The organism is Aeromonas sp. QDB68, from assembly GCF_027707405.1.
Taxonomy (GTDB): Bacteria; Pseudomonadota; Gammaproteobacteria; order Enterobacterales; family Aeromonadaceae; genus Aeromonas; species Aeromonas caviae.
Genome location: NZ_JAPCIQ010000007.1, coordinates 1 through 25,899 on the forward strand (window position 1 = coordinate 1; position 25,899 = coordinate 25,899).

Here is a 25,899-nt window from a genome sequence, read left to right on the forward strand (position 1 = left end):
TCCAACCGAGATCATTTTTGTAATTTAATTACAGATATTCACCGCACAAAATAAAAAGGCCCTGCTGTTGCAGGGCCTTTGAGCTTCCAACTTGAATGGTCTGTTTCCAACTTCAATGTCACGGTTTCCAACTTAAATGGCCGTGATCAACAACGCAGTGAATTGCCACAACCTATGTGGTTGACATTTAATTAATTTTCTATATAAAAGTACAATAAGTCTCATAGCAATTACCTGAGACAATTACATAGCTTTTATAGCTACTGATAATTGCGTAAGTTATTGAAATTGAAGGTTATATTTGTGCTGCAACATGTGAGAATGAGGGTTCGAATCCCTCCCTCACCGCCAAATTGTAAAAACCGACCTCAGGGTCGGTTTTTTGCTTCAAGGCGTCTGCCAACCCCCTGGCAGGAGAAACTCGTCATCGGCGGGGGCCAGAAAAAACGGTTTGCCGCGATACCTGGCCGAGTGCCGCCCAGCCAATCCCATCCCTTCCGCCTCTCTGCTCTCTGCTCTCTGCTCTCTGCTCTCTGCTCTCTGTCGACAGGGGATATGCCCCGAGGGCAGCCAGCCCTTTCTCGTTGACAGCACATTACGCCAAGCAAAGATAAATTGACGATAAAGATGACCAATAGCCTCTCAAAAACAGCGCAATATGTTGCGTTATCACCAGGATACCTGCCTCGTCCTGCCATGCCGGCACCGTCAACCTGCTCTGCAGATCAGGCGGCACAGGCCGATGCCACCGGACAATACCGGGTCTGTGCAACTTCTCGGATATTGCTCACCGATTGGATATCGTTTTGAAAAACTGATAGTTAAATGGCTACACTAGCCTCACACATCGCATAGGGATATGGACAAATGAGTCTTATTGGCTTGCTGCTGGCCCTGGCAGCCATTCTGGGTGGCAACATGATAGAAGGGGGGCACCCCAGCGCCCTGCTCGATCTGCCCGCCTTTCTCATCGTGATCGGCGGTACCGTCGGTGCCGCACTGACCCAGTTTCCCTTCTCCGTGGTTGGTAAAACCCTCAAGCGCTTCAAGTGGCTCATCACACCCCTGCGCCTCGACATGCTGGAGCAGGCCCAACTGCTTGAAACCCTGGCGGGCAATGCACGGCGCAGCGGCATGCTGGCACTGGAGGGCATGATCGACGACATCAAGGATCCCTTCCTGCAAAAAGGGGTACAGATGATGGTCGATGGCTACGAGAAGACCAAGATTCACGAGGTACTGGAAAACGAGATCGAGTTCGAGCAGGAAGATATCGAACAGACCGTCAAATTCTACGAGGCCATGGGGGGCTACTGCCCGACCATGGGGATCGTCGGGGCCGTATTTGGCCTCATTCACGCCATGGGCCTGCTGGATGCCCCCGACAAGCTGGGGGGCGCCATCGCGGTAGCCTTTATCGCCACCATCTACGGGGTGTCGGCCGCCAACCTCATCTTCCTGCCCTTCGGCAACCGCTACAAGTCGTTTGCCCACCAGATCCGCCACTACAAGGAGATGACCCTCACCGGCATCCTCTGCATCGTGGACGGCGAGTCACAGCAACGGCTGCAAGTGACCCTTGAGCCTTACCTCGGAGGCCACGGTGGCGAAAAAGAAAAAGGCTGAGGCGCCGGAGAACCACGAACGCTGGCTGGTCTCCTACGCCGACTTTATGACACTGCTGTTCGCCCTGTTCGTGGTGCTCTACTCCTTCGCCATGGCCAAGCAGTCGGAGACTCGCGTGCTCATTCAGGGCTTTATCGAATCTCTTGGCAAGATAGGGCTGGTCTCCCTTCCCGCCGGCTCCCCCGTGATGCAGGGGGGCACAGGCATACTGGAACCCGAGTCCAAGACCACCCCCAATACCTCCCAGAAAGAGCAGGTGCTGGATACCCAGACGCCCGCAGCGGCGGCCGACCCTTTCAACGAGACCATCGGCTCCTCGGAGAAACCTACGGCCACGGAGTCCTGGCCCCACAAGACCAAGGAGCAGGATTGGGTCACAGTCACCAAGCAGAAGCTGGATCAGCAGCTCAAAAGCCAAATCGAGTCCAAAGAGATCGAGGTGGAGCAGCTTGGCAGCCAGCTAGTCATCCGCATCGGCGAAAAGACCTTGTTCCCGGCCGACTCCGCCTTCTTGCAGCCCCAGTTCATTCCCCTGGTCAACAAGGTCTCGGACGTGCTGGCGGACATCCCCGGCATGGTGGTGGTCACCGGTCACACCGACAACTCCCAGGCGCCGGTGGAGCTCTATCGCAACAACTGGGAGCTGTCGGTGCTGCGGGCGGCCACCATCACCCACACCCTGCTGACCAACCCCAAGCTGGATTCACGACGGCTGATCGCCCAGGGGGTGGCGGATACCCAACCCCGTTATCCAAACGATACCCCGGCTCACCGCCAGGCCAACCGCCGGGTGGAGATCGTGCTCTCCCAGGGCAAGGCGGCAGAGCAGAGCCTCCCCGTTCTCCAACCCTGAAACAGACCCCGCCATGCGGGGTCTTTTGTTTCCTGCCATCCCCCGGATTTTCAAACTATCCGGTTTTTTTCTGCTACATAAAAACGATTGAAAACAATTCTCAAACGAGAAAGTTGACCCCGCTAGCAAAACACAATTTTCATCCCGTTGATTAATAATTAATCCTTTGAAATGACATGTAAATCAGTACGAAAGTGGCATACTACGTAACATCATTGTTAAGTCACATGATTAATTTGGTTAGGGAAAAACCTATATGTTTGCTGATATTGCCGTCCAGCACTGGGCTTTTACTGTCTATGTCATTGGCGCCATCTGTATCTGCTTGACCATGATAGGCCTGGCGGCCTTGCTGGGGGGACGCGCCTATGGCCGTGCCAAGAACAAACCCTTCGAATCCGGGGTGGATTCCGTCGGCAACGCCCGCCTGCGCTTCTCCGCCAAGTTCTACCTGGTCGCCATGTTCTTCGTCATCTTCGATGTCGAAGCCCTCTATCTCTTTGCCTGGTCCGTCTCCGTTCGGGAGAGCGGCTGGGTCGGCTTCATCGAAGCCACCATCTTCATCACCCTGCTGCTGGTAGGCCTCCTCTACCTGTGGCGCATTGGTGCCCTCGACTGGGCCCCGAAAAAGCGTGTCCTGACTGACAAGAAACCAGACTGAACTACCGATTATCTCTTTGAGGTTGCACCATGAAGTACACCCTGACCCGGATTGACCCGGATGCGCCCGTTGAGCGCTACCCCCAGGAACAGCGCCAGACCGTCGATGATCCACTGGCGCAGCAAGCGACCCGCGGCATCATGATCGGGCGCCTCGAAGAAGTGCTGCAAGACACCGTCAACTGGGGCCGCAAGAACTCCCTCTGGCCCTACAACTTCGGCATCTCCTGCTGCTACGTGGAGATGTGTACCGCCTTCACCTCTCCCCACGACGTGGCTCGCTTCGGCGCTGAGGTCATACGAGCCTCCCCCCGTCAGGCCGACTTCATGGTGATTGCCGGCACCCCCTTCATCAAGATGGCCCCTGTCATCCAGCGGCTCTATGAGCAGTTGCTCGAGCCCAAATGGGTCATCTCCATGGGGGCCTGCGCCAACTCCGGCGGCATGTATGACATCTACTCCGTGGTACAGGGCGTCGACAAGTTCCTGCCGGTCGATGTCTACATTCCGGGCTGCCCGCCCCGCCCCGAGGCCTTCCTGCAAGCCATGATGCTGCTGCAGGAGTCCATCGGCAAGGAACGCCGCCCCCTCTCCTGGGTGGTGGGGGATCAGGGGATCTACCGTCCCCAGATGCAATCCGAGAAGGAACGCAAGCGCGGCGAGCGGATCAACGTGACCAACCTGCGCACGCCGGATGAGATCTGATCATGAAACTGACTCGAGAATTCCCAAGCAATTACACCATGGCCCAGTGGCAAACCGCCGATCACGCCGATGCCCAGGTGGTCGGCGAGCTGTTCGCCCACTTCGGTGCCGAGCGCTTCACCGTGCAGAGCACCCGTACCGGCGTGCCGGTCATCTGGCTCTCCCGGGATCTGCTGCTGGACGTGATGGGCTTCTTGCAAAAGCTGCCCTCCCCCTTCGTGATGCTGTTCGATCTCAGCGCCACCGACGAACGGATGCGCAGCCATCGCCACGGCCTGCCGCAGAGCGACTTTACCGTCTTCTATCACCTCATCTCCATCGACCGTAACGCCGACGTGATGCTGAAGGTGGCGCTCAAGGAGAGTGATCTCCATCTGCCCACCGTCAGCCGCCACTTCCCCAACGCCAACTGGTACGAGCGGGAAGTGTGGGATCTGATGGGAATCACCTTCGATGGCCACCCCCATCTGACCCGCATCATGATGCCCAAGAGCTGGCAAGGGCACCCCCTGCGCAAGGACTACCCGGCGCGCGCCACCGAGTTTGATCCCTTCATGCTCGATGCGGTCAAGCAGGATCAGGAGCAGGACAACCTGCTGTTCAAGCCGGAAGAGTGGGGCATGGCCCGCGGCAACGAGAACGAGGACTACATGTTCCTGAACCTCGGGCCGAACCACCCCTCCGCCCACGGCGCCTTCCGCCTGGTGCTGCAACTCGACGGGGAAGAGATCCGAGACTGCGTGCCCGACATCGGCTATCACCACCGCGGCGCCGAGAAGATGGGCGAGCGCCAGTCCTGGCACAGCTACATCCCCTACACCGACCGGGTCGAATACCTGGGCGGCGTGATGAACAACCTGCCCTATGTGCTGGCGGTCGAGAAGCTGGCCGGCATCAAGGTGCCGGCGCGGGTCGACATGATCCGGGTGATGATGGCGGAGCTGTTCCGCATCCAGAGCCACCTGCTGTTCCTTGGCACCTACATTCAGGACGTGGGGGCCATGACCCCGGTCTTCTTCACCTTCACGGACCGCCAGAAGATCTACACCATCATCGAGGCCATCACCGGAGCCCGCATGCACCCGGCCTGGTTCCGTATCGGCGGCGTGGCCCACGATCTGCCTGCCGGCTGGACCCGCCTCATCCAGGACAACCTGTTGAGCTGGCTGCCCAAGCGGTTGATGGAGTATGAAAAGGCGGCCATGCGCAACAGCATACTGCGGGGCCGCACCATAGGCGTCGCCGCCTACAACACGGCCCAGGCCCTGGCCTGGGGCACCACGGGGGGCGGTCTGCGGGCCACGGGGCTCAACTTTGACGTGCGCAAATGGCGCCCCTATTCCGGTTACGATCAGTTCGAGTTCGAGGTGCCGGTGGGCAGCAACGGGGACGCCTACGACCGCGCCACCGTGCGCATCGAGGAGATCCGCCAGAGCCTGTCCATCATCGAGCAGTGCATGAAAAACATGCCTGAGGGCCCCTTCAAGGCGGATCACCCGCTCACCACGCCACCGCCCAAAGAGCGCACCCTGCAGGACATCGAAACCCTGATCACCCACTTCCTGCAAGTCTCCTGGGGGCCTGTCATGCCGGCCGCCGAGTCCTTCCAGATGATAGAGGCGACCAAGGGGGTCAACAGCTATTACCTGACCAGCGACGGATCCACCATGAGCTACCGGACCCGGATCCGCACCCCGAGCTTTGCTCACCTGCAGCAGATCCCCTCGGTGATCCGCGGCCAGATGGTGTCGGATCTTATCGTCTACCTGGGCAGTATCGATTTCGTTATGTCAGATGTGGATCGTTGAGTCCTCTCGCCCCGGCAGCCGGGGCGAAGGGCAAGACGCGCAGTAAAGGGACAAGCCACAAAAGGTCAAGTCATGAGCCAATGTCAGTGTCACAATAACCAGACCCCACAAGGGCAAGGGGCATGCAGCAGCCAGCAGGGAGATTTCGTCCTGAGCCAGGCTGAGCGCGATGCCATCGAACACGAGAAACACCACTACGAAGATCCCCGTGCAGCCAGCATCGAAGCGCTCAAGATAGTGCAACAGGCCCGTGGCTGGGTACCTGACGGCGCCATTCACGCCATCGGCGCCGAGCTCGGCATCCCCGCCAGCGACGTGGAAGGGGTCGCCACCTTCTACAGCCAGATCTTCCGCCAGCCGGTGGGTCGTCACATCATCCGCGTCTGCGACAGCATGGTCTGCTACATCAACGGCCACGAGCAGTTGCTTGCCGGTCTGAAAGAGGTCGTCAATCTGGCCCCCGGTCAGACTTCCCCGGATGGCCGCTTCACCCTGTTGCCCGTCTGCTGTCTCGGCAACTGCGACAAGGGGCCGGCCATCATGATCGATGACGATACCTATGGCGGACTCGATGCCGTCAGCCTGCTGAAAACCCTGGAGGCTTACCCATGAGCATTCAGCCAGGCAAGACGCTTGCCTCCCTCGGCACCGCCAACCGCATCCCCCGCACCGCCGAGACTCACCCTCTCACCTGGCGCCTGCGGGACGACGGCCAGCCGGTGTGGCTCGAGGAGTATCAGGCAAAACAGGGCTATGAGGCCGCCCGCAAGGCCCTTGGCCAGATGAGCCCGGATGACATCGTCAGCACCGTCAAGGATGCCGGCCTCAAGGGACGCGGCGGCGCCGGTTTCTCCACCGGCGTGAAGTGGGGCCTGATGCCCAAAGACGAGAGCATGAACATCCGTTACCTGCTCTGCAACGCCGACGAGATGGAACCCAATACCTACAAAGACCGCATGCTGATGGAGCAGCTGCCCCACCTGCTGATCGAGGGAATGATCATCAGTGCCCGGGCTCTCAAAGCCTATCGCGGCTACATCTTCCTGCGCGGCGAGTACGTGGATGCCGCCATCCACCTGCGCCGCGCCGTGGAAGAGGCCAAGGCCGCGGGGCTCCTTGGCAAGAACATCCTGGGCTCGGGCTTTGACTTCGAGCTGTTCGTCCACACCGGCGCAGGTCGCTACATCTGCGGCGAAGAGACGGCCCTCATCAACTCCCTTGAAGGACGGCGCGCCAACCCGCGGGCCAAACCCCCCTTCCCCGCCGTCTCCGGCGTCTGGGGCAAGCCGACCTGCGTCAACAACGTCGAAACCCTGTGCAACGTGCCCGCCATCATCGGCAACGGTGTGGCCTGGTATCAGGGGCTGGCACTGCCGGGTTCGGAAGATCACGGCACCAAGCTGATGGGCTTTTCCGGCAAGGTCAACAATCCCGGCCTGTGGGAGCTGCCCTTTGGCATCACCGCCCGCGAGCTGTTCGAAAACTACGCCGGTGGCATGAAGCCCGGCTATCGCCTGAAAACCTGGCAACCGGGCGGCGCCGGCACCGGCTTCCTGCTGCCCGAGCACCTGGATGCCCAGATGTACGCTGGCGGCATCGGCAAGGTGGGCACCCGCATGGGTACGGGCCTTGCCATGGCGGTGGATGACAGCATCAACATGGTCTCCCTGCTGCGCAACATGGAGGAGTTCTTTGCCCGCGAGTCCTGCGGCTGGTGCACCCCCTGCCGCGACGGCCTGCCCTGGAGCGTCAAGATCCTGCGGGCGCTGGAGCGGGGCGAGGGCCAACCCGAGGATCTCGCGACCCTGGAACAGCTCGTCAGTTTCCTGGGCCCGGGCAAGACCTTCTGTGCCCATGCCCCCGGCGCCGTCGAGCCCCTTGGCAGTGCGATGAAGTATTTCCGGTCCGAGTTCGAGGCCGGGGTCAAGGCCCCCCATGACAATCACAAGCTGTTCAAGGGTATCCAGCCCAACCTGCTGGGCGAGCGCTGATAAGCGCCAGGACGCATCGGGCAATAGCCGATTTCATAAAACAGGTTTCAGGGAAGTTGTATGGCAACCATTCATGTAGACGGTAAAGAGTACGAGGTAGACGGGGCAGACAACCTGCTGCAAGCCTGTCTGTCGCTGGGTCTGGACGTCCCCTATTTTTGCTGGCACCCGGCGCTCGGTAGCGTCGGTGCCTGCCGCCAGTGCGCGGTCAAACAGTATCAGAATGCCGACGACAAGCGCGGCCGCCTGGTCATGTCCTGCATGACCCCTTCCACCGATGGCACCTATATCTCCATCGAGGATGAAGAGGCGAAGGAGTTTCGCAAAACGGTGGTGGAGTGGCAGATGACCAACCATCCCCACGACTGCCCGGTGTGCGAAGAGGGTGGCGCCTGCCACCTGCAGGACATGACGGTGATGACGGGCCACAACAGCCGCCGCTACCGTTTCACCAAGCGCACCCACCAGAATCAGGATCTGGGTCCCTTCATCAACCACGAGATGAACCGCTGCATCGCCTGCTACCGCTGCGTGCGCTATTACAAGGATTACGCCGGTGGCGAGGATCTCGGGGTCTATGGCGCCCACGACAACGTCTACTTCGGCCGGGTCGAGGATGGCACCCTGGAGAGCGAATTCTCCGGCAACCTGGTGGAGGTCTGTCCCACCGGCGTCTTCACCGACAAGACCCACTCCGAGCGTTACAACCGTAAGTGGGACATGCAGTTCGCCCCCAGCATCTGCCAGGGGTGCTCGGTCGGCTGCAACATCAGCCCGGGTGAGCGCTACGGCGAGCTGCGCCGCATCGAGAACCGTTTCCACGGCGCCCTGAACCACTATTTCCTCTGCGATCGCGGCCGCTTCGGCTACGGTCACGTCAATCTGACCGACCGCCCGCGCCAGCCCCTGCTGCAGGATGGCAGTGACAAGCTGGCCATCACGGTGGATGGCGCCCTGAACCGGGCCGCGGATGCGCTGCGCACCGCCAGCGGCGTCATCGGCATCGGCTCACCCCGCGCCTCCTTGGAGAGCAACTTCGCCCTGCGCGAACTGGTGGGGGCCGCCAACTTCTACTCCGGGGTCGAGCAGAGCGAATGGAAATGCCTGCAGAAGATGCTGGACATTCTGGAGCACGGCGGCGTGCGCACTCCCAGCCTGCGCGACATGGAAGAGGCCGACGCCGTGCTGGTGCTCGGGGAAGATGTCACCCAGACCGCCGCCCGCATCGCCCTGGCCCTGCGCCAAGCGGTGAAAGGCAAGGGGCGCGAAATTGCCCGCAAGCTGAAGGTGGATCTCTGGCAGGTCGCCGCCGTGCAGACCCTGGCCCAGAACCAGCGCTACCCCTTGCTCATCACCAGTCTGGATGCCACCCGCCTGGATGACGTGGCGAGCAGCACCCTGCACGCCCCCCACGCGGATCAGGCGCGCCTCGGGTTTGCCATCGCCCACCTGCTGGATGCCAGTGCACCGGCACCAACGGATCTCTCCCCTGAACAGCAGGCCCTCGCCGCCCAATGGGCCGACCTGCTTGGCAACGCCAAAAAGCCCCTCATCATCGCAGGCAATGGTGCCCGCAACGAGGCGCTGATCGAAGCGGCCAGCAACATCGCCCGCGCCCTCAAGGGCCGTGGCCAGGCCGCGGAGCTTGCCCTGGTGGCTCAGGAAGCCAACAGCCTGGGGCTGGCCATGCTGGCCCGGCATGCCGCCCCGCTGGAGGCAGCCCTCGAGCGCATGGAAGGGGAAGAGAGGCTTGCCCTGGTCGTTCTTGAGAACGACCTCTACCGCCGAGCCCCCCGCAGCCGGCTGGACGCCGCTCTGGATCGCCTGCAACATCTACTGGTCATCGACCATCAGGAGACGGCCACCGCGAAGAAGGCGGATTTGGTGCTACCTGCCGCCAGTTTTGCCGAAGGCGATGGCACCCTGGTGAACATGGAAGGCCGCGCCCAGCGCTTCTTCCAGGTCTATGCTCCCGCCTTCTACAACGCCGATATCCAGGTGCGCGAGAGCTGGCGCTGGCTGGATGCCCTGCAAGGGAGCCAGCAACCGCGTTCGGTTCGCTGGAACACATTTGACGATGTGAGTCGCGATTGCGCCGCCAGCGCCCCGCTGCTCACCACCATGGGGGAAGCTGCACCCAACGCCGGCCTGCGCATTCGCGGCATGAAGCTCGCCCGGGAGCCGCACCGCTACAGTGGTCGCACCTCCATGCTGGCGAACCAGAACGTGAGCGAGCCCAGAGTCGCCCAGGATCCCGATTCACCGTTCGCCTTCTCCATGGAAGGCTACGCCGGTGCCCGCCAGCCCCTCTCCCAGGTACCGTTTGCCTGGGCGCCGGGCTGGAACTCCCCCTCCGCCTGGAACAAGTTCCAGGACGAGGTGGGTGGCAACCTGCGTGCCGGGGATCCCGGTCGCCGCCTGCTGGAGCCGGGCGAAGGCAACCTGGGCTGGTTTGGTGCCATCCCGGCCCCCTTCCAGCCCGCCGCATCCCTGCAGGTGGTGAGCTATGACCAGCTGTTCGGTGGCGAGGAGCTCTCCGCCAGAAGCCCGGTCATCCAGGCTCGCATGGGGGAACCCACCCTGGTACTGAACCCGGCGGATGCCGCGCGCCTGGCTCTGTCCCCTGACGCGCTGGTGGCCTTCTCCTGGGGTGGCAACCACTGGCGTCTGCGTCTGCGCCTGAGCGATGCGCTGGCTCCGGGCCTGGCAGGGTTGCCACTCGGGGTGAACGGCCTGCCGACCGCCCTGCACCACGCCCTGATCGATAACCTGCAGGAGGTCATCGCATGAGCGACTCTCTGATGGATCTGCTGATCGAGGTCGGCAAGGCCCTGGTCGTGCTCGTGGGGATCGTGGGGGCTGGCGCCTTCATGAGCTTCATCGAGCGCCGCCTGCTGGCACTGTGGCAGGACCGTTACGGCCCCAACCGGGTTGGCCCCTTCGGCCTACTGCAACTGGCGGCCGACATGGTCAAGATGTTCTTCAAGGAGGACTGGATCCCGCCCTTTGCGGATCGCCGGATCTTCGTGCTGGCCCCCATCATCGCCTTCACCGCCTTCATCCTGGCGTTTGCGGTGGTGCCCATCACCCCCACCTGGGGCGTGGCGGATCTCAACGTGGGGCTGCTCTATATCCTGGCGATCGCCGGGCTGGCGGTCTATGCCGTGCTGTTCGCCGGCTGGTCGAGCAACAACAAGTACTCCCTGCTCGGCAGCCTGCGCGCCTCGGCCCAGACCCTCTCCTACGAGGTGTTCCTTGGCCTCTCGCTCATGGGCATCGTCATCCAGACCGGCAGCTTCAACCTGCGTGACATCGTCGAGGCCCAGGCCGGCATGTGGAACGTGATCCCCCAGATCCTGGGCTTCGTCACCTTCCTGTTTGCCGGGGTCGCCGTCACCCACCGCCACCCGTTTGACCAGCCGGAGGCCGAGCAGGAGCTCGCCGACGGTTATCACATCGAGTACGCGGGCATGAAGTGGGGTCTCTTCTTCGTGGGGGAGTACATCGGCATCGTGCTGATCTCTTCCCTCATCGTGACCCTCTTCTTCGGTGGCTGGCACGGCCCCTGGCTGCCGCCCTTCATCTGGTTCGCCCTGAAGACAGCCTGTTTCATGGTGTTCTTCATCCTGCTGCGGGCCTCCCTGCCCCGCCCGCGCTTCGACCAGGTGATGTCCTTTGGCTGGAAAGTGTGCCTGCCCCTGACCCTGCTCAACATGCTGGTCACCGCTGCCGTGGTGCTGATGAATGCGTGAGCAAAACGAGATGGACATGACGATGATTCGGCCGTCTGCGGCAAGGAAACGCCCAGGCGCCAGTGCTGATAAATGTGCAGTGAGGCACCTATGAAAATTACGAGCATTATCAAGGGTGTTGGCACCCAGTTGCGCAGTCTTGGGATGGTCTTCTCCCATGCCTGGCGCCCCCGTGAAACCCTGAGCTACCCGGAGCAGCCGGTCTACGCCGCCCCCCGCTTTCGCGGTCGCATCGTACTGACCCGGGATCCCGATGGCGACGAACGCTGCGTGGCGTGCAACCTGTGTGCTGTTGCCTGCCCGGTCGGTTGCATCTCTTTGCAGAAGTCGGAGCGGGAAGATGGCCGCTGGTACCCGGAGTTCTTTCGCATCAACTTCTCCCGTTGCATCTTCTGCGGCCTGTGCGAGGAGGCCTGCCCCACCACCGCCATCCAGCTGACGCCGGATTTCGAGATGGGGGAGTATCGTCGCCAGGATCTGGTGTACGAGAAGGAAGATCTGCTGATAAGCGGCCCCGGCAAATACCCGGACTACAACTTCTACCGCATGAGCGGGATGGCCATCGACGGCAAACCCAAAGGGGATGCCGAGAACGAAGCCAAGCCCATCGATGTCAAGAGCCTGCTGCCCTAGGAGTCAATCATGGAACTGGCATTCTATGTCGCGGCCCTGGTCGCCGTTTACAGCACGCTGCGGGTGATCAGCACCAGCAACCCCATGCATGCGCTGCTCAATCTCATCATCTCCCTCATCGCCGTGGCCATGATCTTCTTCTGCCTGGGCGCCGCCTTTGCGGGGGCCCTGCAGGTGATCGTCTACGCCGGCGCCATCATGGTGCTGTTCGTGTTCGTGGTGATGATGCTGAACCTGGGGAGCGCCCAGGATCAGGAGAAGAAGTGGCTCACCCCCATGACCTGGGGTGGCCCGGCCCTGCTCTCCCTCATTTTGCTGGGCTTTCTGGCCCACGGCATTCTCGGCGTGACCGGCGGTGAACTGGGTCTGACCGAGGTCAGCGCCAAGGAAGTCGGTATCGCCCTGTTCGGCCCCTATGTGCTGGCGGTGGAGCTCGCCTCCATCTTGCTGCTGGCAGGTCTGGTCACCGCCTATCACCTGGGCCGCGAGGACAAGAGCGGGGAAGTGCTCTCCGTACCTCGCACCACACAGGAAGGAGGTCAGCAATGAGCGACATCCCCGTGGTGATGCATGGCTCGCTGCCGGCAGCCCGCCCCCTTTCCATCCAGCAAGCACAAGGAGCATGGCGATGAGTGGAATTCCCATGGAGCACGGCCTCCTGCTGGCGGCCATTTTGTTTGCCATCGGCCTGTGCGGCCTGCTGATACGCCGCAACCTGTTGTTTATCCTCATGAGTATCGAAATCATGATGAACGCGTCCGCCCTGGCATTCGTGGTGGCGGGTAGCCGCTGGGCCCAGGCCGACGGCCAGATCATGTACATACTGGTGATTTCTCTGGCGGCAGCGGAGGCCAGTATCGGCCTCGCCCTGTTACTGCTGCTCTATCGTCGTTACCACACCCTGAACGTGGACACTGTGAGCGAGATGCGCGGATGAGCCTCCTATATCTGACTTTCCTGTTCCCGCTGCTGGGATGGCTGCTGCTGGCCTTCTCCCTCGGCCGCCTCGGCGAGCGCACCTCGGCGCTCATCGGTGTCGGCAGCATCGGTCTCTCGGCCCTCACTACCCTGTGGGTCGGCATCGATTTTCTCAATACCATGCCGGAAGGCGGCGTCTATACCCAGACCCTGTGGCAGTGGATGACGGTGGGCGAGTTCCAGCCTGCCTTCCGTCTCTCCCTGGACGGGCTGTCGCTGACCATGCTGGGGGTCGTGACCGGGGTGGGCTTCTTCATCCACCTGTTCGCCTCCTGGTACATGCGCGGGGAAGAGGGGTATTCGCGCTTCTTCACCTACACCAACCTCTTCATCGCCAGCATGCTGTTCCTGGTGCTGGCCGATGACCTGCTGTTCGTCTACCTGGGCTGGGAAGGGGTGGGGCTGTGCAGCTACCTGCTGATCGGCTTCTACTACAAGGATCGCAACAACGGCGCCGCCGCCCTCAAGGCGTTCGTGGTGACCCGGGTCGGCGACGTCTTCCTTGCCATCGGGCTCTTCGTGCTCTACCGCGAGCTCGGCACCCTCAACATTCACGAGCTGCTGGTGCGAGCCCCTGCGATGTTTGCCGACGGCTCCCCTGCCCTGTCGTTCGCCTGCCTCATGCTGCTCGGCGGCGCGGTCGGCAAATCCGCCCAGCTGCCCCTGCAGACCTGGCTGGCGGACGCCATGGCGGGCCCGACCCCGGTCTCGGCACTGATCCACGCCGCCACCATGGTGACCGCCGGTGTCTACCTCATCGCCCGCACCCACGGCCTCTTCCTGCTGGCCCCGGAGATCCTCCATCTGGTGGCGCTGGTCGGTGCCATCACGCTAGTGCTGGCCGGTTTTGCCGCCCTGGTGCAGACCGACATCAAGCGGATCCTGGCCTACTCCACCATGAGCCAGATTGGCTACATGTTCCTGGCCCTGGGGGTCGGTGCCTGGGAAGGGGCCATCTTCCACCTGATGACCCACGCCTTCTTCAAGGCGCTGCTGTTCCTCTCCGCCGGGGCCGCCATCGTTGCGACCCACCACGAGCAGAACATCTTCAAGATGGGGGGGCTGCGCAAATCGCTGCCGCTGGTCTACGCCTGCTTCCTGGTGGGGGGCTCGGCCCTGGCCGCGCTGCCGCTGGTGACCGCCGGTTTCTACAGTAAGGACGCCATCCTCTGGCAGGTGCAGGCCAGTGGCCAGAGCGCCCTGCTGTGGGCCGGTCTGGGTGGTGCCTTCCTCACCTCCCTCTACACCTTCCGCCTCATCTTCATCGCCTTCCACGGCAAGGCGCAGACCCAGGCTCACGCCGGACAGGGCCTTGCCCACCATCTGCCACTGCTGGTGCTGCTGGTGCTCTCTACCGGGGTGGGTGCATTGATAGTGCCGCCGCTCGCCGGAGTACTGCCGGCAGGCCCCGGTGATCACATCGAAGAGGGACGCCATGGCCTCGAGATCCTCTCAGGCGTCATCGCCGTGGCAGGCATTGCGCTGGCCGCCTTCCTCTTCCTCGGCGAACGTCGCCTGGCGAAGGGGATCGCCGAGAGTGCACCTGGGCGGGCTCTGTCCACCCTCTGGTTCAATGCCTGGGGCTTTGACTGGCTTTATGACCTGATTTGGGTCAAGCCCTACCTGCTGGCGACTCGCCTGCTCGGCAAGGATCCGCTGGACAGGATGATGAACCTGCCCGCCGTGCTGGCCCAGGGGGGGCATCAGCTGCTGGCCTGGACCGTCTCCGGCAAGTTGCGCTGGTACGCAGCCTCCATGGGGATGGGCGCCGCCCTGATCCTGGCCCTGCTGCTGCTCGGCTGATCCATGAGCCCAATATTGTGTGGCAGGCTCAGCGCCTGCCCGACTAGAACCTAGATGAGAGCTGATATCGTGACCTTACTCTGGATCTTGCTAATTCCCTTCATCGGCGGCTTGCTCTGCTGGCAGATGGAGCGGCTCGGCGGACAATTCGTTCGCTGGGTGGCCCTCGCCTCCATGAGCGCCTGTCTGGTGCTCTCCAGCGCCATCTGGCTCGGTGGTGACTTCACCCTCGCCAGCCCCGGCCTCCCCGTCTGGGCAGCCGAGTGGCAACAACCCTGGATCCCCCGCTTCGGCATCTCCCTGCACCTCGCCGTGGACGGGCTGTCGCTCCTGATGGTGATCCTCACCAGCTTCATCGGCGTGCTGGCCATCCTCTGTTCCTGGAAGGAGATCGTCCAGCGCATCGGCTTCTTCCACCTCAACCTGCTGTGGATCCTGGGGGGCGTGCTCGGCGTCTTCATGGCGGTGGATCTGTTCCTCTTCTTCTTCTTCTGGGAGATGATGCTGGTGCCGATGTACTTCCTGATCGCGCTCTGGGGCCACTCGGTCACCGATGGCAAGTCGCGCATCAACGCCGCCACCAAGTTCTTCATCTATACCCAGGCGAGCGGCCTCATCATGCTGGTGGCCATCCTGGGCCTGGTACTGACCCACCACGCCGCCACCGGTGTCTTCACCTTCAACTATCAGGAACTGCTCAACACCCCCATGAGCAGCACGGTACAGTGGCTGCTGATGCTGGGCTTCTTCATCGCCTTCGCGGTCAAGATGCCCCTGGTGCCGCTCCATGGCTGGCTCCCTGATGCCCACAGCCAGGCGCCCACCGCAGGCTCCGTGGATCTCGCGGGCATCTTGCTGAAAACCGCGGCCTACGGCCTGCTGCGCTTCACTCTGCCGCTTTTCCCCGAGGCGTCCGCCGAGTTTGCCCCCTACGCCATGGTGCTCGGCCTCATCGGCATCGTCTATGGCGCCCTGCTGGCCTTTGCCCAGACCGACATCAAGCGGCTGGTTGCCTACACCAGCATCTCCCACATGGGCTTCGTGATGATCGCCATTTACTCCGGCAGCGAGCTCGCCCTGCAAGGGGCAGTGGTACAGATGATTGCCCACGGGCTCTCGGCCGCCGGTCTCTTCATCCTGTGCGGCCAGCTCTACGAGCGCCTGCACACCCGGGATCTGCGCCAGATGGGCGGTCTCTGGGGACGGCTGCGCTACCTGCCCGGCGTGATGCTGTTCTTCTCCGTCGCATCCCTCGGGATGCCGGGGACCGGCAATTTTGTCGGCGAGTTCCTGATCCTCATCGGCAGCTTCCAGGTGGCCCCCGTCATCACCGTCATCGCCACCTTCGGGCTGGTGCTGGCCTCGGTCTACTCCCTCATCATGCTGCAGCGGGCCTGCTTCGGGACGCCCCGGGAGGAGAGCATGCTCAAGGGGCTGGATACCCGGGAGCTGACCATGATGCTGACCATCGCCGGCCTCTTGGTGCTGCTCGGTCTCTATCCCCAGCCGGTGCTCGACACCGCCAGCAGCAGCCTCCTGAGCGTGCTGCACTGGTACGCGCTGCCGGGCACGGGGGCGCTGCAATGATGCTTTCTCTTTCGCCTTCCTTGTCCATGTCGGGAGCACTGTCATGACGTTTACTGTTTCTCAACTGCTGGCCCTGCTGCCCCTGTTGCTGACCACGGGGGCCATGGTGGCCCTGATGCTGGCCATCGCCTGGAAGCGCTGTGACGACACCGCCTTCGTGGTCACCATCATCGGCCTCAACCTCGCGCTCTTCTCTCTGCCCATCGTGATGGCCCAGGGGGATCAGGGGGTCACTCCCCTGCTGCAAGTGGACGCTTACGCGGTCTTCTACATGGGGCTGGTGCTCATCGGGGCCCTGGCCACCTGCACCTTCGGTCGCACCTGGCTCAAGGGCTATCCGGACAACCGGGAAGAGTTCTACCTGCTGCTGCTCATCGCCACCGCTGGTGGTCTGGTGCTGGCAGCCTCCCGTCACCTCGCCTCGCTCTTTATCGGGATCGAGATGCTGACCCTGCCCATGTTCGGTCTGGTGGGGTATGCCTATCGCGAGCGGCGCTCGCTGGAAGCCAGCATCAAGTACATGGTGCTCTCCGCCAGTGCCACCGCCTTCCTGCTGTTCGGCATGGCGCTGCTCTACGCCCAGGCCGGGAGCCTGAGCTTCAGCGATCTCGGTGTGACCCTGGCCCAGAGCCCGGCTCACCATCCGCTGCTGATGGGGGGCTTTGGCCTGATGCTGGTCGGCTTTGCGTTCAAGCTGTCCCTCGCCCCCTTCCACCTCTGGACCCCGGACGTCTATGAAGGGGCGCCGGCACCGGTGGCCACCTTCCTCGCCACCGTCAGCAAGATAGCTGTGTTCTGCGTGCTGCTGCGCTTCTACCTGGCAGTACCCGCCACCTCAGATCCCATGATCCACTGGCTGCTGGCGGCCATGGCGGTCGTCTCCATCGTGGTCGGCAACCTCCTGGCGCTGATCCAGACCAACATCAAGCGGATGATGGGTTACTCCTCCATCTCCCACTTCGGCTATCTGCTGGCGGTGGTGGTGGCAAGCCGCCTCGGCGAGATGCCGGTGGAAGCGGCGGGTGTCTACCTGCTGATGTACCTGTTCACCAGCCTGGGGGCCTTCGGCGTCATCAGCATGATGTCCAGCCCCTATCGCGGCAAGGATGCGGACTCCCTGCACAGCTATCGCGGTCTGTTCTGGAAGCGCCCCTATCTGACGGCGGTGATGACGGTGATGATGCTCTCGCTGGCCGGTATCCCCATGACGCTGGGCTTCATCGGCAAGTTCTACCTCATCGGCGTCACCGTCGATGCCAAGCTGTGGTGGCTCAGTGGCGCCATCGTGCTCGGCAGTGCCCTGGGGCTCTACTACTACCTGCGGGTCATGGTCACCCTCTACCTGCGTGAACCCGGCATGCAACTGCGCGATGCCAGGGCCGACTGGGCCTTCTCCTCCGGGGGCCTGGTGGTGCTGCTCTCCGCCATTCTGGTGGTATTGCTCGGCATCTACCCCCAGCCCGTCATCAGCCTGGTGCAGGGCTTCCAGCACGTGGTGCTGCGCTAGCCTCAGGTTCAGTTCACACAGCAAAACCGGCCTCCGTGGCCGGTTTTTTATGTCCGCCAAGGCCCGGTCCGGCTTGCTCGTCTGGCAGGCGATACCAGATCCCTCCCCTCAATCAATGCCATATCCTCCAGCAAGCAGCTGGCGGAGCAGCGAGCTGAAGACGGCCTCACCCCCATCGTGCTCGTCTCCTCCTGCCCTCCCCATTCTCAGACCCATGCCCATAAAAAAACCGGCCACAGGGGCCGGTTTTTGGTTTCTTGCTGATGCTTAGCCCAGACGGACTCTCGCGTTTCTGAACATGCGCATCCAGGCGCCATCCTCTCCCCAGTTGTCCGGGTGCCAGGAGTTGGCCACGGTGCGGAACACCCGCTCCGGGTGTGGCATCATGATGGTGGCGCGGCCGTCCGTACTGGTCACCGCGGTGATACCGTCAGGGGAGCCGTTGGGGTTGGCCGGGTATTGCACGGTGACGTTGCCGCGGTTGTCCACGAAACGCAGCCCCACCAGACCGCTCTGTTGCAGCGCAGCCAGGTGAGCAGCATCGCGCACTTCCACGCGCCCTTCCCCGTGGGAGACGGCAATCGGCATCACGGAACCCGCCATCCCGGCGAAGAAGGCGGACGGGGAGTCCTGCACTTCCACCAGGCTAAAGCGCGCCTCGAAGCGCTCGGAGCGGTTGCGCACGAAGCGCGGCCAGAGATCCGCCCCCGGGATGAGGTCACGCAGGTTGGACATCATCTGGCAGCCGTTGCACACCCCCAGGGAGAGGGTATCGCCGCGCTCGAAGAAGCGCTGGAACTGCTCACGGGCGTTGTCGTTGAACAGGATGGACTTGGCCCAGCCTTCGCCCGCCCCCAGCACGTCGCCGTAGGAGAAGCCGCCACAGGCCACCAGGGTCTGGAAATCTTCCAGCTTGATGCGCCCCTCGAGGATGTCGCTCATGTGCACGTCGACAGCGGTAAAGCCGGCGCGGTCAAAGGCGGCCGCCATCTCCACGTGGGAGTTGACCCCCTGCTCGCGCAGCACCGCCAGACGGGGAGAAACCCCGCGAGCGATATAGGGCGCGGCCACGTCGTCGGACGGGTTGTAGGTGAGCCTGGCCTGCAAACCCGGATCGGTGGCGTCCTGGCGGGCGGCATGCTCCTGATCGGCGCACTCCGGGTTGTCGCGCAGGCGCTGCATCTGCCAGCTGGTCTCGCCCCAGATGGTGCGAAGGGCGGTGCGGCTGGCGCGATACACTTCGCTGCCGGCACGCTGGAACAGGATGAGGTCGTCTTCGCGCACCGTGCCCAGCACATGGGAGCAGGCTGCCAGACCGTGACCGGCCAGCAGGGTCAGCACCGCTTCCTTGTCTTCGCGACGAACCTGGATGACGGCCCCCAGCTCCTCGTTGAACAGGGCCGGCAGCAGGTCGCCACCCACGCGATCGAGCTGGATGTCGAGGCCGCAGTGACCGGCAAACGCCATCTCGGTCAGGGTGACGAAGAGGCCGCCGTCGGAGCGGTCGTGGTAGGCAATCAGCTTGCGATCCGCCACCAGCGCCTGGATGGCGTTGAAGAAGCCCTTGAGCTGGACCGGGTTGTCCAGATCCGGGGCACTTTGCCCAAGCTGGCGATAAACCTGGGCCAGGGCCGAGGCGCCGAGGCGCTGCTTGCCGTTGCCAAGGTCGATGAGGATAAGGTCGGTCTCACCGAGATCGGTGCGCAGTTGCGGGGTCACGGTATTGCGCACGTCCTCGACCCGGGCAAAGGCGGAGATGAGCAGGGAGAGCGGCGAGGTGACGCTGCGCTCTTCCCCGTCCTGCTGCCAGCGGGTCTTCATGGACATAGAGTCCTTGCCCACCGGGATGGTGATGCCAAGGGCCGGGCAGAGCTCTTCGCCCACCGCTTTCACGGCTTCGTAGAGACCCGCATCTTCCCCCGGGTGGCCGGCTGCGGACATCCAGTTGGCGGAGAGCTTGACCCGCTTGAGGGAGCCGATATTGGCTGGTGCCAGGTTGGTCAAGGCCTCGGCCACCGCCATGCGGGCGGAGGCGGCATGAGAGAGCAGCGCCACCGGGGTGCGCTCGCCCATGGACATGGCTTCACCGTGGTAGCTGTCGTAGGTCGCGGCGGTGACGGCGCAGTCAGCCACCGGGATCTGCCAGGGGCCGACCATCTGGTCGCGGTTGACGAGGCCCGTTACGGTGCGATCGCCGATGGTGATGAGGAAGGACTTCTCCGCCACGGTCGGCAAGCGCAGCACGCGCTCGGCGGCGTCGCTGAGGGTGATGCCGTCCAGTTGCAGCGCCTTGCCCTGGGCGGGCAGGCTCAGCACGTCGCGGTGCATCTTGGGCGCCTTGCCAAGCAGCACGTCCAGCGGCAGATCGATGGGCTGGTTGTCAAAGTGATCATCAGAGAGAGTGAGATGCTTCTCTTCGGTGGCGGTGCCGATGACGGCATAGGGGGCGCGTTCGCGCTCGCACAAGGCCTTGAACAGAGGCAGCTTGTCCTGGGCCACGGCCAGCACATAGCGCTCCTGGGATTCGTTGCACCAGACTTCCAGCGGGCTCATGCCCGGCTCGTCGTTCGGAATGGCACGCAGGTCGAAGCGACCACCGCGATCCCCGTCGCTCACCAGCTCCGGCATGGCGTTGGAGAGACCACCGGCGCCCACGTCGTGGATGAAGACGATGGGGTTGTCGTCACCCAGTTGCCAGCAGCGGTCGATCACTTCCTGGCAGCGACGTTCCATCTCGGGGTTGTCACGCTGCACGGAGGCGAAATCGAGATCTTCGGCAGACTGGCCGGAAGCCATGGAGGAGGCTGCGCCGCCACCCAGGCCGATGTTCATGGCCGGACCACCCAGCACGATGAGGGCAGCCCCCACCGGGATCTCCCCTTTCTGGACGTGCTCGCTGCGGATGTTGCCAATGCCACCCGCCAGCATGATGGGCTTGTGGTAGCCGCGCACCTCGACGCCGTTGTGGCTCGGCACCTGCTCTTCGAAGGTACGGAAGTAACCCAGGATGGCAGGGCGACCGAATTCGTTGTTGAAGGCGGCGCCGCCAAGGGGCCCTTCCTGCATGATGTCAAAGGCGCTGACGATGCGGCTCGGCTTGCCGAAGTCCTGCTCCCAGGGCTGCTCGAAGCCGGGAATGCGCAGGTTGGAGACGGAGAAGCCCACCAGGCCCGCCTTGGGCTTGGCGCCACGCCCTGTCGCACCCTCGTCGCGGATTTCGCCGCCGGAGCCGGTGGCGGCACCCGGGAAGGGAGATATGGCGGTCGGGTGGTTGTGGGTTTCCACCTTCATCAGGATGTCGACACGCTCCTGGTGATACTGGTACTCACCGTTGGCGGGGCTCGGGAAGAAGCGGCCACCCTGGCTGCCTTCCATCACCGCGGCGTTGTCTTTGTAGGCAGACAGGACATGATCCGGCGTCTGCTCGAAGGTATTCTTGATCATCTTGAACAGCGACTTGGGCTGCTGCTCGCCGTCTATGGTCCAGTCGGCGTTGAAGATCTTGTGGCGGCAGTGCTCGGAGTTCGCCTGGGCAAACATGTAGAGCTCGATGTCGTTGGGATTGCGACCCAGCCGGGTGAAGTTGGTCACCAGATAATCTATTTCGTCATCGGCCAGGGCCAGACCCAGGGTCACGTTGGCCTCTTCCAGGGCGGCGCGACCACCACCCAGCACATCTACCTGGGTAAAGGGGCGCGGCTCGTGGTGAGCAAACAGGGCGGCAGCCTCGTTCATCTCGGCAAAGACCACTTCCATCATGCGATCGTGCAGCAGGGCCGCGATCTCGCTACGCTGGGCCACGCTCAGCTCACCCTTGGCCTGCACGTAATAGGCAATGCCGCGCTCCAGCCGTTTGACCTGTTTCAGGCCGCAGTTGTGGGCGATGTCGGTTGCTTTGGAAGACCAGGGGGAGATAGTGCCGGGGCGGGGGGTAACGAGGAACAGCTGACCGCTGGGGGTGTGTTCCGGGATGGTCGGGCCGTAGCGCAGAAGCTGGCCCAAGGTCGCTCGCTCGGGGGGCGACAGCGGGCTCGTCAGCTCGGCAAAATGCACGTATTCCGCATAGACGCTTGCTATCTCTACTCCTCTCTGTGCGCAGCTCTGCAGCAGCTTGTGGACACGAAACTCAGACAGTGCTGGGGCACCACGCAAGATTTCCATATACCTTTCTCACCAAGTTTTAGAGTGTGGGGGGATTTGAGACGCGCGTATTATAGGGATCAGGCCCATCCTGAACAAACGTTTTTCTCATCTCGCGCGGTGTGACTCCCTTCATACTCTCTGGTATAAAGGTGCCTCTTTTTTGACAAATGCCGATTTTTTCAACAAGGGTACTCACCTACTTGCGCTGCATTTTTCGACTGTTCATCGGGATGATGTTGACGCTGGCCCTGGCCGGTTGCGACTTCTACCACCCCTCCAGCCAACTGGAGCAGATCCGCCAGCGAGGCGAGATCCGGGTTGGCACCCTCTATGGCCCCACTTCCTATTACCAGCGTGACGACACCGCACTGGGGTTCGACTACGAGCTGGCGCAGCTTTACGCAGACTGGCTGGGGGTCAAGCTGACCATAGTACCGGCCTACAGCACCGCCGAGCTGGTCGAGCAACTGCAAAAGGGCAAGCTGGATCTCGCCGCCGCCGCCATCGTCGTGACCCCGGAGCGGCGCAAGTTGTTCCGCTTCGGCCCCGGCTTTTACCAGGTCTCCCCCAAGCTGGTCTATCGCAACGGCTCCCCCAGGCCCAAGAACCTCGGTGACATCAAGGGCAGCATAGTGGTGCCGGCGGGCTCCACCGGCGAGGACCTGATGAAGGAGCTGGCCAAGCAGTACCCCAACCTGAAGTGGAGCACCAATCGGGATGCGGACGTGGAAGAGCTGCTCAAGCAGGTGGCCGACGGCAAGGTGGACTACACGGTGGTGCAGGACACCATACTGGCCCGTACCCAGCGCTACTACCCCGAACTCACCGAGGGCTTGACCCTCGCCAGCAAGCAGACCGTGGCCTGGGCCATGACCAAGCTGCCCGACGACAGCCTCTACGCCAGCATCATCGACTTCTTCGGTCAGCGCTTCATGGATGGCGCCATCGCCAAGCTCGACGAGAAGTACTTCGGCCACGTGCAGAACTTCGACTTCGTCGACACCCGTACCTTCCTGCAACGGGCCAAGAGCCTGCTGCCCAAGTACCAGGCGCTGTTCCAGACCCACGCCAAGGATATCGACTGGCGGCTGCTGGCCGCCATCAGCTATCAGGAATCCCACTGGGATCCCCAGGCACGCTCCTACACCGGGGTGCGCGGCATGATGATGCTCACCGGCCCGACCGCCAAGGCGATGGGGGTAAACGATCGCACCCACCCGGAAGAGAGCATCAAAGGGGGCACCCGCTACCTGCAGGAGATGATGGCGAAGGTGCCCGACTCGGTCCCGGCGGACGAGAAAGTGTGGTTTGCCCTCACCGCCTACAACATCGGCTACGGCCACATGATGGATGCCCGCCGCCTGACCAAGGAGCTGGGCAAGAATCCGGACGCCTGGAGCGACGTGAAAGAGGTGCTGCCCCTGTTGCAGCAGTCACGCTGGCATCGCAAGGTGCGCTATGGCTATGCCCGTGGCGGCGAGGCGCGCAACTATGTCAACAACGTGCGCCAGTACTACCAGAGCCTGCTCTGGCTCGACAACGAACAGCAGAAGGCCCATCGTCGGGAGGAGCTGGACGAGGACGACAGCAGCGAGCCGGACGTGCCGGCGCAGCGTCCGGCCATCATCGCCGAAGTGGTCAAACAGATCATCACCCCCTAGCCTCGCCGGGGGTGTGTTTTCCTGCCCTGTTCTCTGTTACCATCCTTGGGTATACGAGGGGCGCTGGAGCGAACTTATTGCAATGTATTCATTGCGTTGCAGTTCCTGCCAAGGGCCCTTTCGGCCCCACGCAAGACCAGGGAGGAGAACAGGATGCGAGCACGCAGAAGAGCCATGTTGGCCCGAAAAACCAAATGTGCCTGGAGCCCGAGACGCAAGCTCAAGCTGGCCGACATGAAACGCAAGATCTGGCACAGAAACCGCTCCTTCACGCTGCTGATAGCGGAGCACACAGTATAAACCCGGCATCAGCCGGGTTTTTTTATGCCTTGTCAGGCTGCGCTTCAAACAGAACGGTGCGCTTGGAGACCAGGGTGTTGCAGTGGTTGCAAAAATAATCCACCGCGCCGCAAGCCCGAAGCCGCTCCAGCTCCTGCCCGCAGGCAGGACACAGGGCCCGGATGCGATAATGGGCCTGACACTGGCCACACGTCGTCTCGCGGCTGCGGCTGTCCAGTTCACCCTGACAGGCAGGGCAGGTCAGCGTGTTCATTCTCTTCTCGACTCCTCTGTTACGTCACTGTGCACCGGCGTCACTCGCAGCCCCTCCCCCGGTTTGTCTGCCCTGAGGAGGGCCACCAATAAAAACGGCTGCCGGTAAGGGCAGCCGCAGGGCTTTATTTCTTCGCTTTGGCCTTGAGCAAGCGCTTGCGCTGGCGTTCCTGGCTCAGGGTCAGGGTGTTCTTCTTGCCCTCGAACGGGTTGACCGACTCCTGGAACTCCACCCGGATCGGGGTCCCCATGATCTTCAACGACTTGCGGAAGTAGTTGATGAGGTAGCGCTTGTAGGAGTCAGGCAGGTCGTTCAACTGGTTGCCGTGGATCACGATGCGCGGCGGGTTGTAACCACCGGCGTGGGCATACTTCAGCTTGACCCGGCGACCGTTCACCATGGGCGGCTGGTGATCTTCCTGGGCCATCTGCATGATGCGGGTCAGCATGGCGGTGCTGGTGCGGCGAGTCGCGGACTCGTAAGCCTCGTTGATGGATTCGAACAGGTGACCGACGCCACTGCCGTGCAAGGCGGAGATGAAGTGCACCCGGGCGAAGTCGATGAAGCCCAGGCGTCTGTCCAGCTCGTTCTTGACGTCCTCTTTCACCTTCTGATCCAGGCCGTCCCACTTGTTGACCACCAGTACCACGGAGCGGCCGCTGTTGAGCACGAAGCCGAGGATGCTCAAGTCCTGATCCGTGATGGTCTCCCGGGCGTCAATGACCAGCAGGCAGACGTTGGCATCTTCAATCGCCTTGAGCGTCTTGATGACGGAGAACTTCTCCACCGTCTCGTGCACCTTGCCACGGCGACGCACGCCGGCGGTGTCGATGACCACGTATTTCTGATCGTCGCGCTCCATGGGGATGTAGACGGAGTCGCGGGTGGTACCCGGCATGTCGTAGACGATGACCCGATCTTCACCCAGCATGCGGTTGGTCAGGGTGGATTTGCCAACGTTGGGGCGACCGACGATAGCAAATTTGATGGGCAGGTCGGCGAACGGCGTCTCCTTGGTGTCTTCCCGGGTGTCGAGCTCACCGGCGGCCACCATGCGCAGCAGGGCCTCTTCGTCGAACTCCTCCAGCTCCTCTTCCTCTTGTGCCTCGGTGGCAGAGCCGACCAGGGTCTCGAGGTGAGGGGCCAGGGCCAGCTCCAGCAGGCTCAGTACGCCACGGCCGTGGGCGGCCGCCATCTGGTAGACCTCGCCCAGGGCCAGACCGTAGAACTCGGACACCGCGGAGTCACCGTCGATGCCGTCGGTCTTGTTGGCCACCAGAAACACCTTCTTGTGGGTCTTGCGCAGGTGCTCGGCGATGGCCTGATCCGCCGCGGTGAGACCGGCACGGGCATCCACCATGAAGAGCACCACATCGGCCTCTTCGATGGCCAGCAGGGACTGCTCGGCCATCTTCAGCTCGATCCCCTCCTCGGTGCCATCGATACCGCCGGTATCGACCACGATAAATTCCAGCTCGCCCAGCTTCGCCTGGCCATATTTGCGGTCCCGGGTCAGGCCGGGGAAGTCGGCAACCAGGGCATCCCGGGTACGGGTCAGGCGGTTAAACAGGGTGGATTTCCCCACGTTGGGGCGGCCCACCAGGGCAACTACAGGAGTCATAAAAGCCTCATTCTCAAG

Annotated in this window: 19 protein-coding genes; 16 read left to right on the forward strand and 3 right to left on the reverse strand. The window is 62.6% G+C overall.

Annotated elements, in window-relative coordinates:
* The first annotated feature begins 867 nt into the window (after positions 1 to 867).
* The 15 genes from PG892_RS03935 to nuoN all read left to right on the forward strand — a co-directional run bounded on the left by PG892_RS03935 (position 868) and on the right by nuoN (position 17,903).
* Positions 868 to 1,626 carry a flagellar motor protein gene (locus PG892_RS03935; RefSeq protein WP_029314677.1) on the forward strand — a complete coding sequence of 253 codons (759 nt, stop codon included), beginning with the start codon at positions 868 to 870 and terminating at the stop codon, positions 1,624 to 1,626.
* Positions 1,604 to 2,479 (forward strand): flagellar motor protein MotB, encoded by an 876-nt coding sequence (locus PG892_RS03940; protein ID WP_010675026.1) that lies wholly within the window; start codon positions 1,604 to 1,606, stop codon positions 2,477 to 2,479. The genes PG892_RS03935 and PG892_RS03940 overlap by 23 nt, the downstream gene beginning before the upstream one ends.
* A gap of 256 nt (positions 2,480 to 2,735) precedes the next feature.
* The gene (locus PG892_RS03945; RefSeq protein ID WP_109113057.1) at positions 2,736 to 3,140 is read left to right on the forward strand and encodes an NADH-quinone oxidoreductase subunit A; all 405 of its coding nucleotides are present in this window, start codon (positions 2,736 to 2,738) and stop codon (positions 3,138 to 3,140) included.
* A 29-nt stretch (positions 3,141 to 3,169) separates the two neighbouring features.
* Complete coding sequence (locus PG892_RS03950) at positions 3,170 to 3,844, forward strand: NADH-quinone oxidoreductase subunit B (RefSeq protein ID WP_270825124.1); 675 nt, start codon at positions 3,170 to 3,172, stop codon at positions 3,842 to 3,844.
* Between the two features lie 2 nt (positions 3,845 to 3,846).
* Positions 3,847 to 5,652 (forward strand): NADH-quinone oxidoreductase subunit C/D, encoded by a 1,806-nt coding sequence (gene nuoC, locus PG892_RS03955; RefSeq protein ID WP_039038711.1) that lies wholly within the window; start codon positions 3,847 to 3,849, stop codon positions 5,650 to 5,652.
* A gap of 72 nt (positions 5,653 to 5,724) precedes the next feature.
* Complete coding sequence (gene nuoE, locus PG892_RS03960) at positions 5,725 to 6,264, forward strand: NADH-quinone oxidoreductase subunit NuoE (protein ID WP_010675030.1); 540 nt, start codon at positions 5,725 to 5,727, stop codon at positions 6,262 to 6,264.
* Positions 6,261 to 7,643: an NADH-quinone oxidoreductase subunit NuoF gene (nuoF, locus tag PG892_RS03965; RefSeq protein ID WP_270825125.1), complete on the forward strand. Its 1,383-nt coding sequence runs from the start codon at positions 6,261 to 6,263 to the stop codon at positions 7,641 to 7,643. The genes nuoE and nuoF overlap by 4 nt, the downstream gene beginning before the upstream one ends.
* A 60-nt stretch (positions 7,644 to 7,703) precedes the next feature.
* Positions 7,704 to 10,433: an NADH-quinone oxidoreductase subunit NuoG gene (nuoG, locus tag PG892_RS03970; RefSeq protein ID WP_270825127.1), complete on the forward strand. Its 2,730-nt coding sequence runs from the start codon at positions 7,704 to 7,706 to the stop codon at positions 10,431 to 10,433.
* On the forward strand, positions 10,430 to 11,395 hold the full coding sequence (nuoH, locus tag PG892_RS03975; protein ID WP_010675033.1) for an NADH-quinone oxidoreductase subunit NuoH: 966 nt from the start codon (positions 10,430 to 10,432) through the stop codon (positions 11,393 to 11,395). Before nuoG ends, nuoH begins: the two co-directional genes overlap by 4 nt.
* A 90-nt stretch (positions 11,396 to 11,485) precedes the next feature.
* Complete coding sequence (gene nuoI / locus PG892_RS03980; protein WP_010675034.1) at positions 11,486 to 12,028, forward strand: NADH-quinone oxidoreductase subunit NuoI; 543 nt, start codon at positions 11,486 to 11,488, stop codon at positions 12,026 to 12,028.
* Between the two features lie 9 nt (positions 12,029 to 12,037).
* Positions 12,038 to 12,577, forward strand: coding sequence for an NADH-quinone oxidoreductase subunit J (gene nuoJ, locus PG892_RS03985; RefSeq protein WP_069651388.1), 540 nt, complete (start codon positions 12,038 to 12,040; stop codon positions 12,575 to 12,577).
* A 79-nt stretch (positions 12,578 to 12,656) separates the two neighbouring features.
* Positions 12,657 to 12,965, forward strand: a complete 309-nt coding sequence (gene nuoK, locus PG892_RS03990; RefSeq protein ID WP_010675036.1) for an NADH-quinone oxidoreductase subunit NuoK — start codon at positions 12,657 to 12,659, stop codon at positions 12,963 to 12,965.
* Complete coding sequence (gene nuoL / locus PG892_RS03995) at positions 12,962 to 14,809, forward strand: NADH-quinone oxidoreductase subunit L (RefSeq protein WP_270825128.1); 1,848 nt, start codon at positions 12,962 to 12,964, stop codon at positions 14,807 to 14,809. The genes nuoK and nuoL overlap by 4 nt, the downstream gene beginning before the upstream one ends.
* 69 nt (positions 14,810 to 14,878) lie before the next feature.
* A complete protein-coding gene (gene nuoM / locus PG892_RS04000) occupies positions 14,879 to 16,396 on the forward strand; it encodes an NADH-quinone oxidoreductase subunit M (RefSeq protein ID WP_103244619.1) in 1,518 nt (505 codons plus the stop codon).
* A 43-nt stretch (positions 16,397 to 16,439) separates the two neighbouring features.
* Positions 16,440 to 17,903: an NADH-quinone oxidoreductase subunit NuoN gene (nuoN, locus tag PG892_RS04005; protein WP_010675039.1), complete on the forward strand. Its 1,464-nt coding sequence runs from the start codon at positions 16,440 to 16,442 to the stop codon at positions 17,901 to 17,903.
* 267 nt (positions 17,904 to 18,170) lie between these two features.
* On the opposite strand, the gene purL is transcribed toward nuoN, so the two are convergent.
* Complete coding sequence (gene purL / locus PG892_RS04010) at positions 18,171 to 22,064, reverse strand: phosphoribosylformylglycinamidine synthase (protein ID WP_223915138.1); 3,894 nt, start codon at positions 22,062 to 22,064, stop codon at positions 18,171 to 18,173.
* A 149-nt stretch (positions 22,065 to 22,213) separates the two neighbouring features.
* Here purL and mltF point away from each other — a divergent pair, with 149 nt between their 5' ends.
* Entirely contained in the window at positions 22,214 to 23,707 is a 1,494-nt protein-coding gene (gene mltF, locus PG892_RS04015; protein WP_223915137.1) for a membrane-bound lytic murein transglycosylase MltF, read from the forward strand.
* Positions 23,708 to 24,029: 322 nt separating this feature from the next.
* Here mltF and PG892_RS04020 read toward each other — a convergent pair whose 3' ends face one another.
* Both PG892_RS04020 and der read right to left on the reverse strand, forming a co-directional pair.
* On the reverse strand, positions 24,030 to 24,260 hold the full coding sequence (locus PG892_RS04020) for a zinc ribbon domain-containing protein (RefSeq protein WP_104453031.1): 231 nt from the start codon (positions 24,258 to 24,260) through the stop codon (positions 24,030 to 24,032).
* 124 nt (positions 24,261 to 24,384) lie between these two features.
* Positions 24,385 to 25,881 carry a ribosome biogenesis GTPase Der gene (gene der, locus PG892_RS04025; protein WP_010675045.1) on the reverse strand — a complete coding sequence of 499 codons (1,497 nt, stop codon included), beginning with the start codon at positions 25,879 to 25,881 and terminating at the stop codon, positions 24,385 to 24,387.
* Positions 25,882 to 25,899 lie beyond the last annotated feature (18 nt).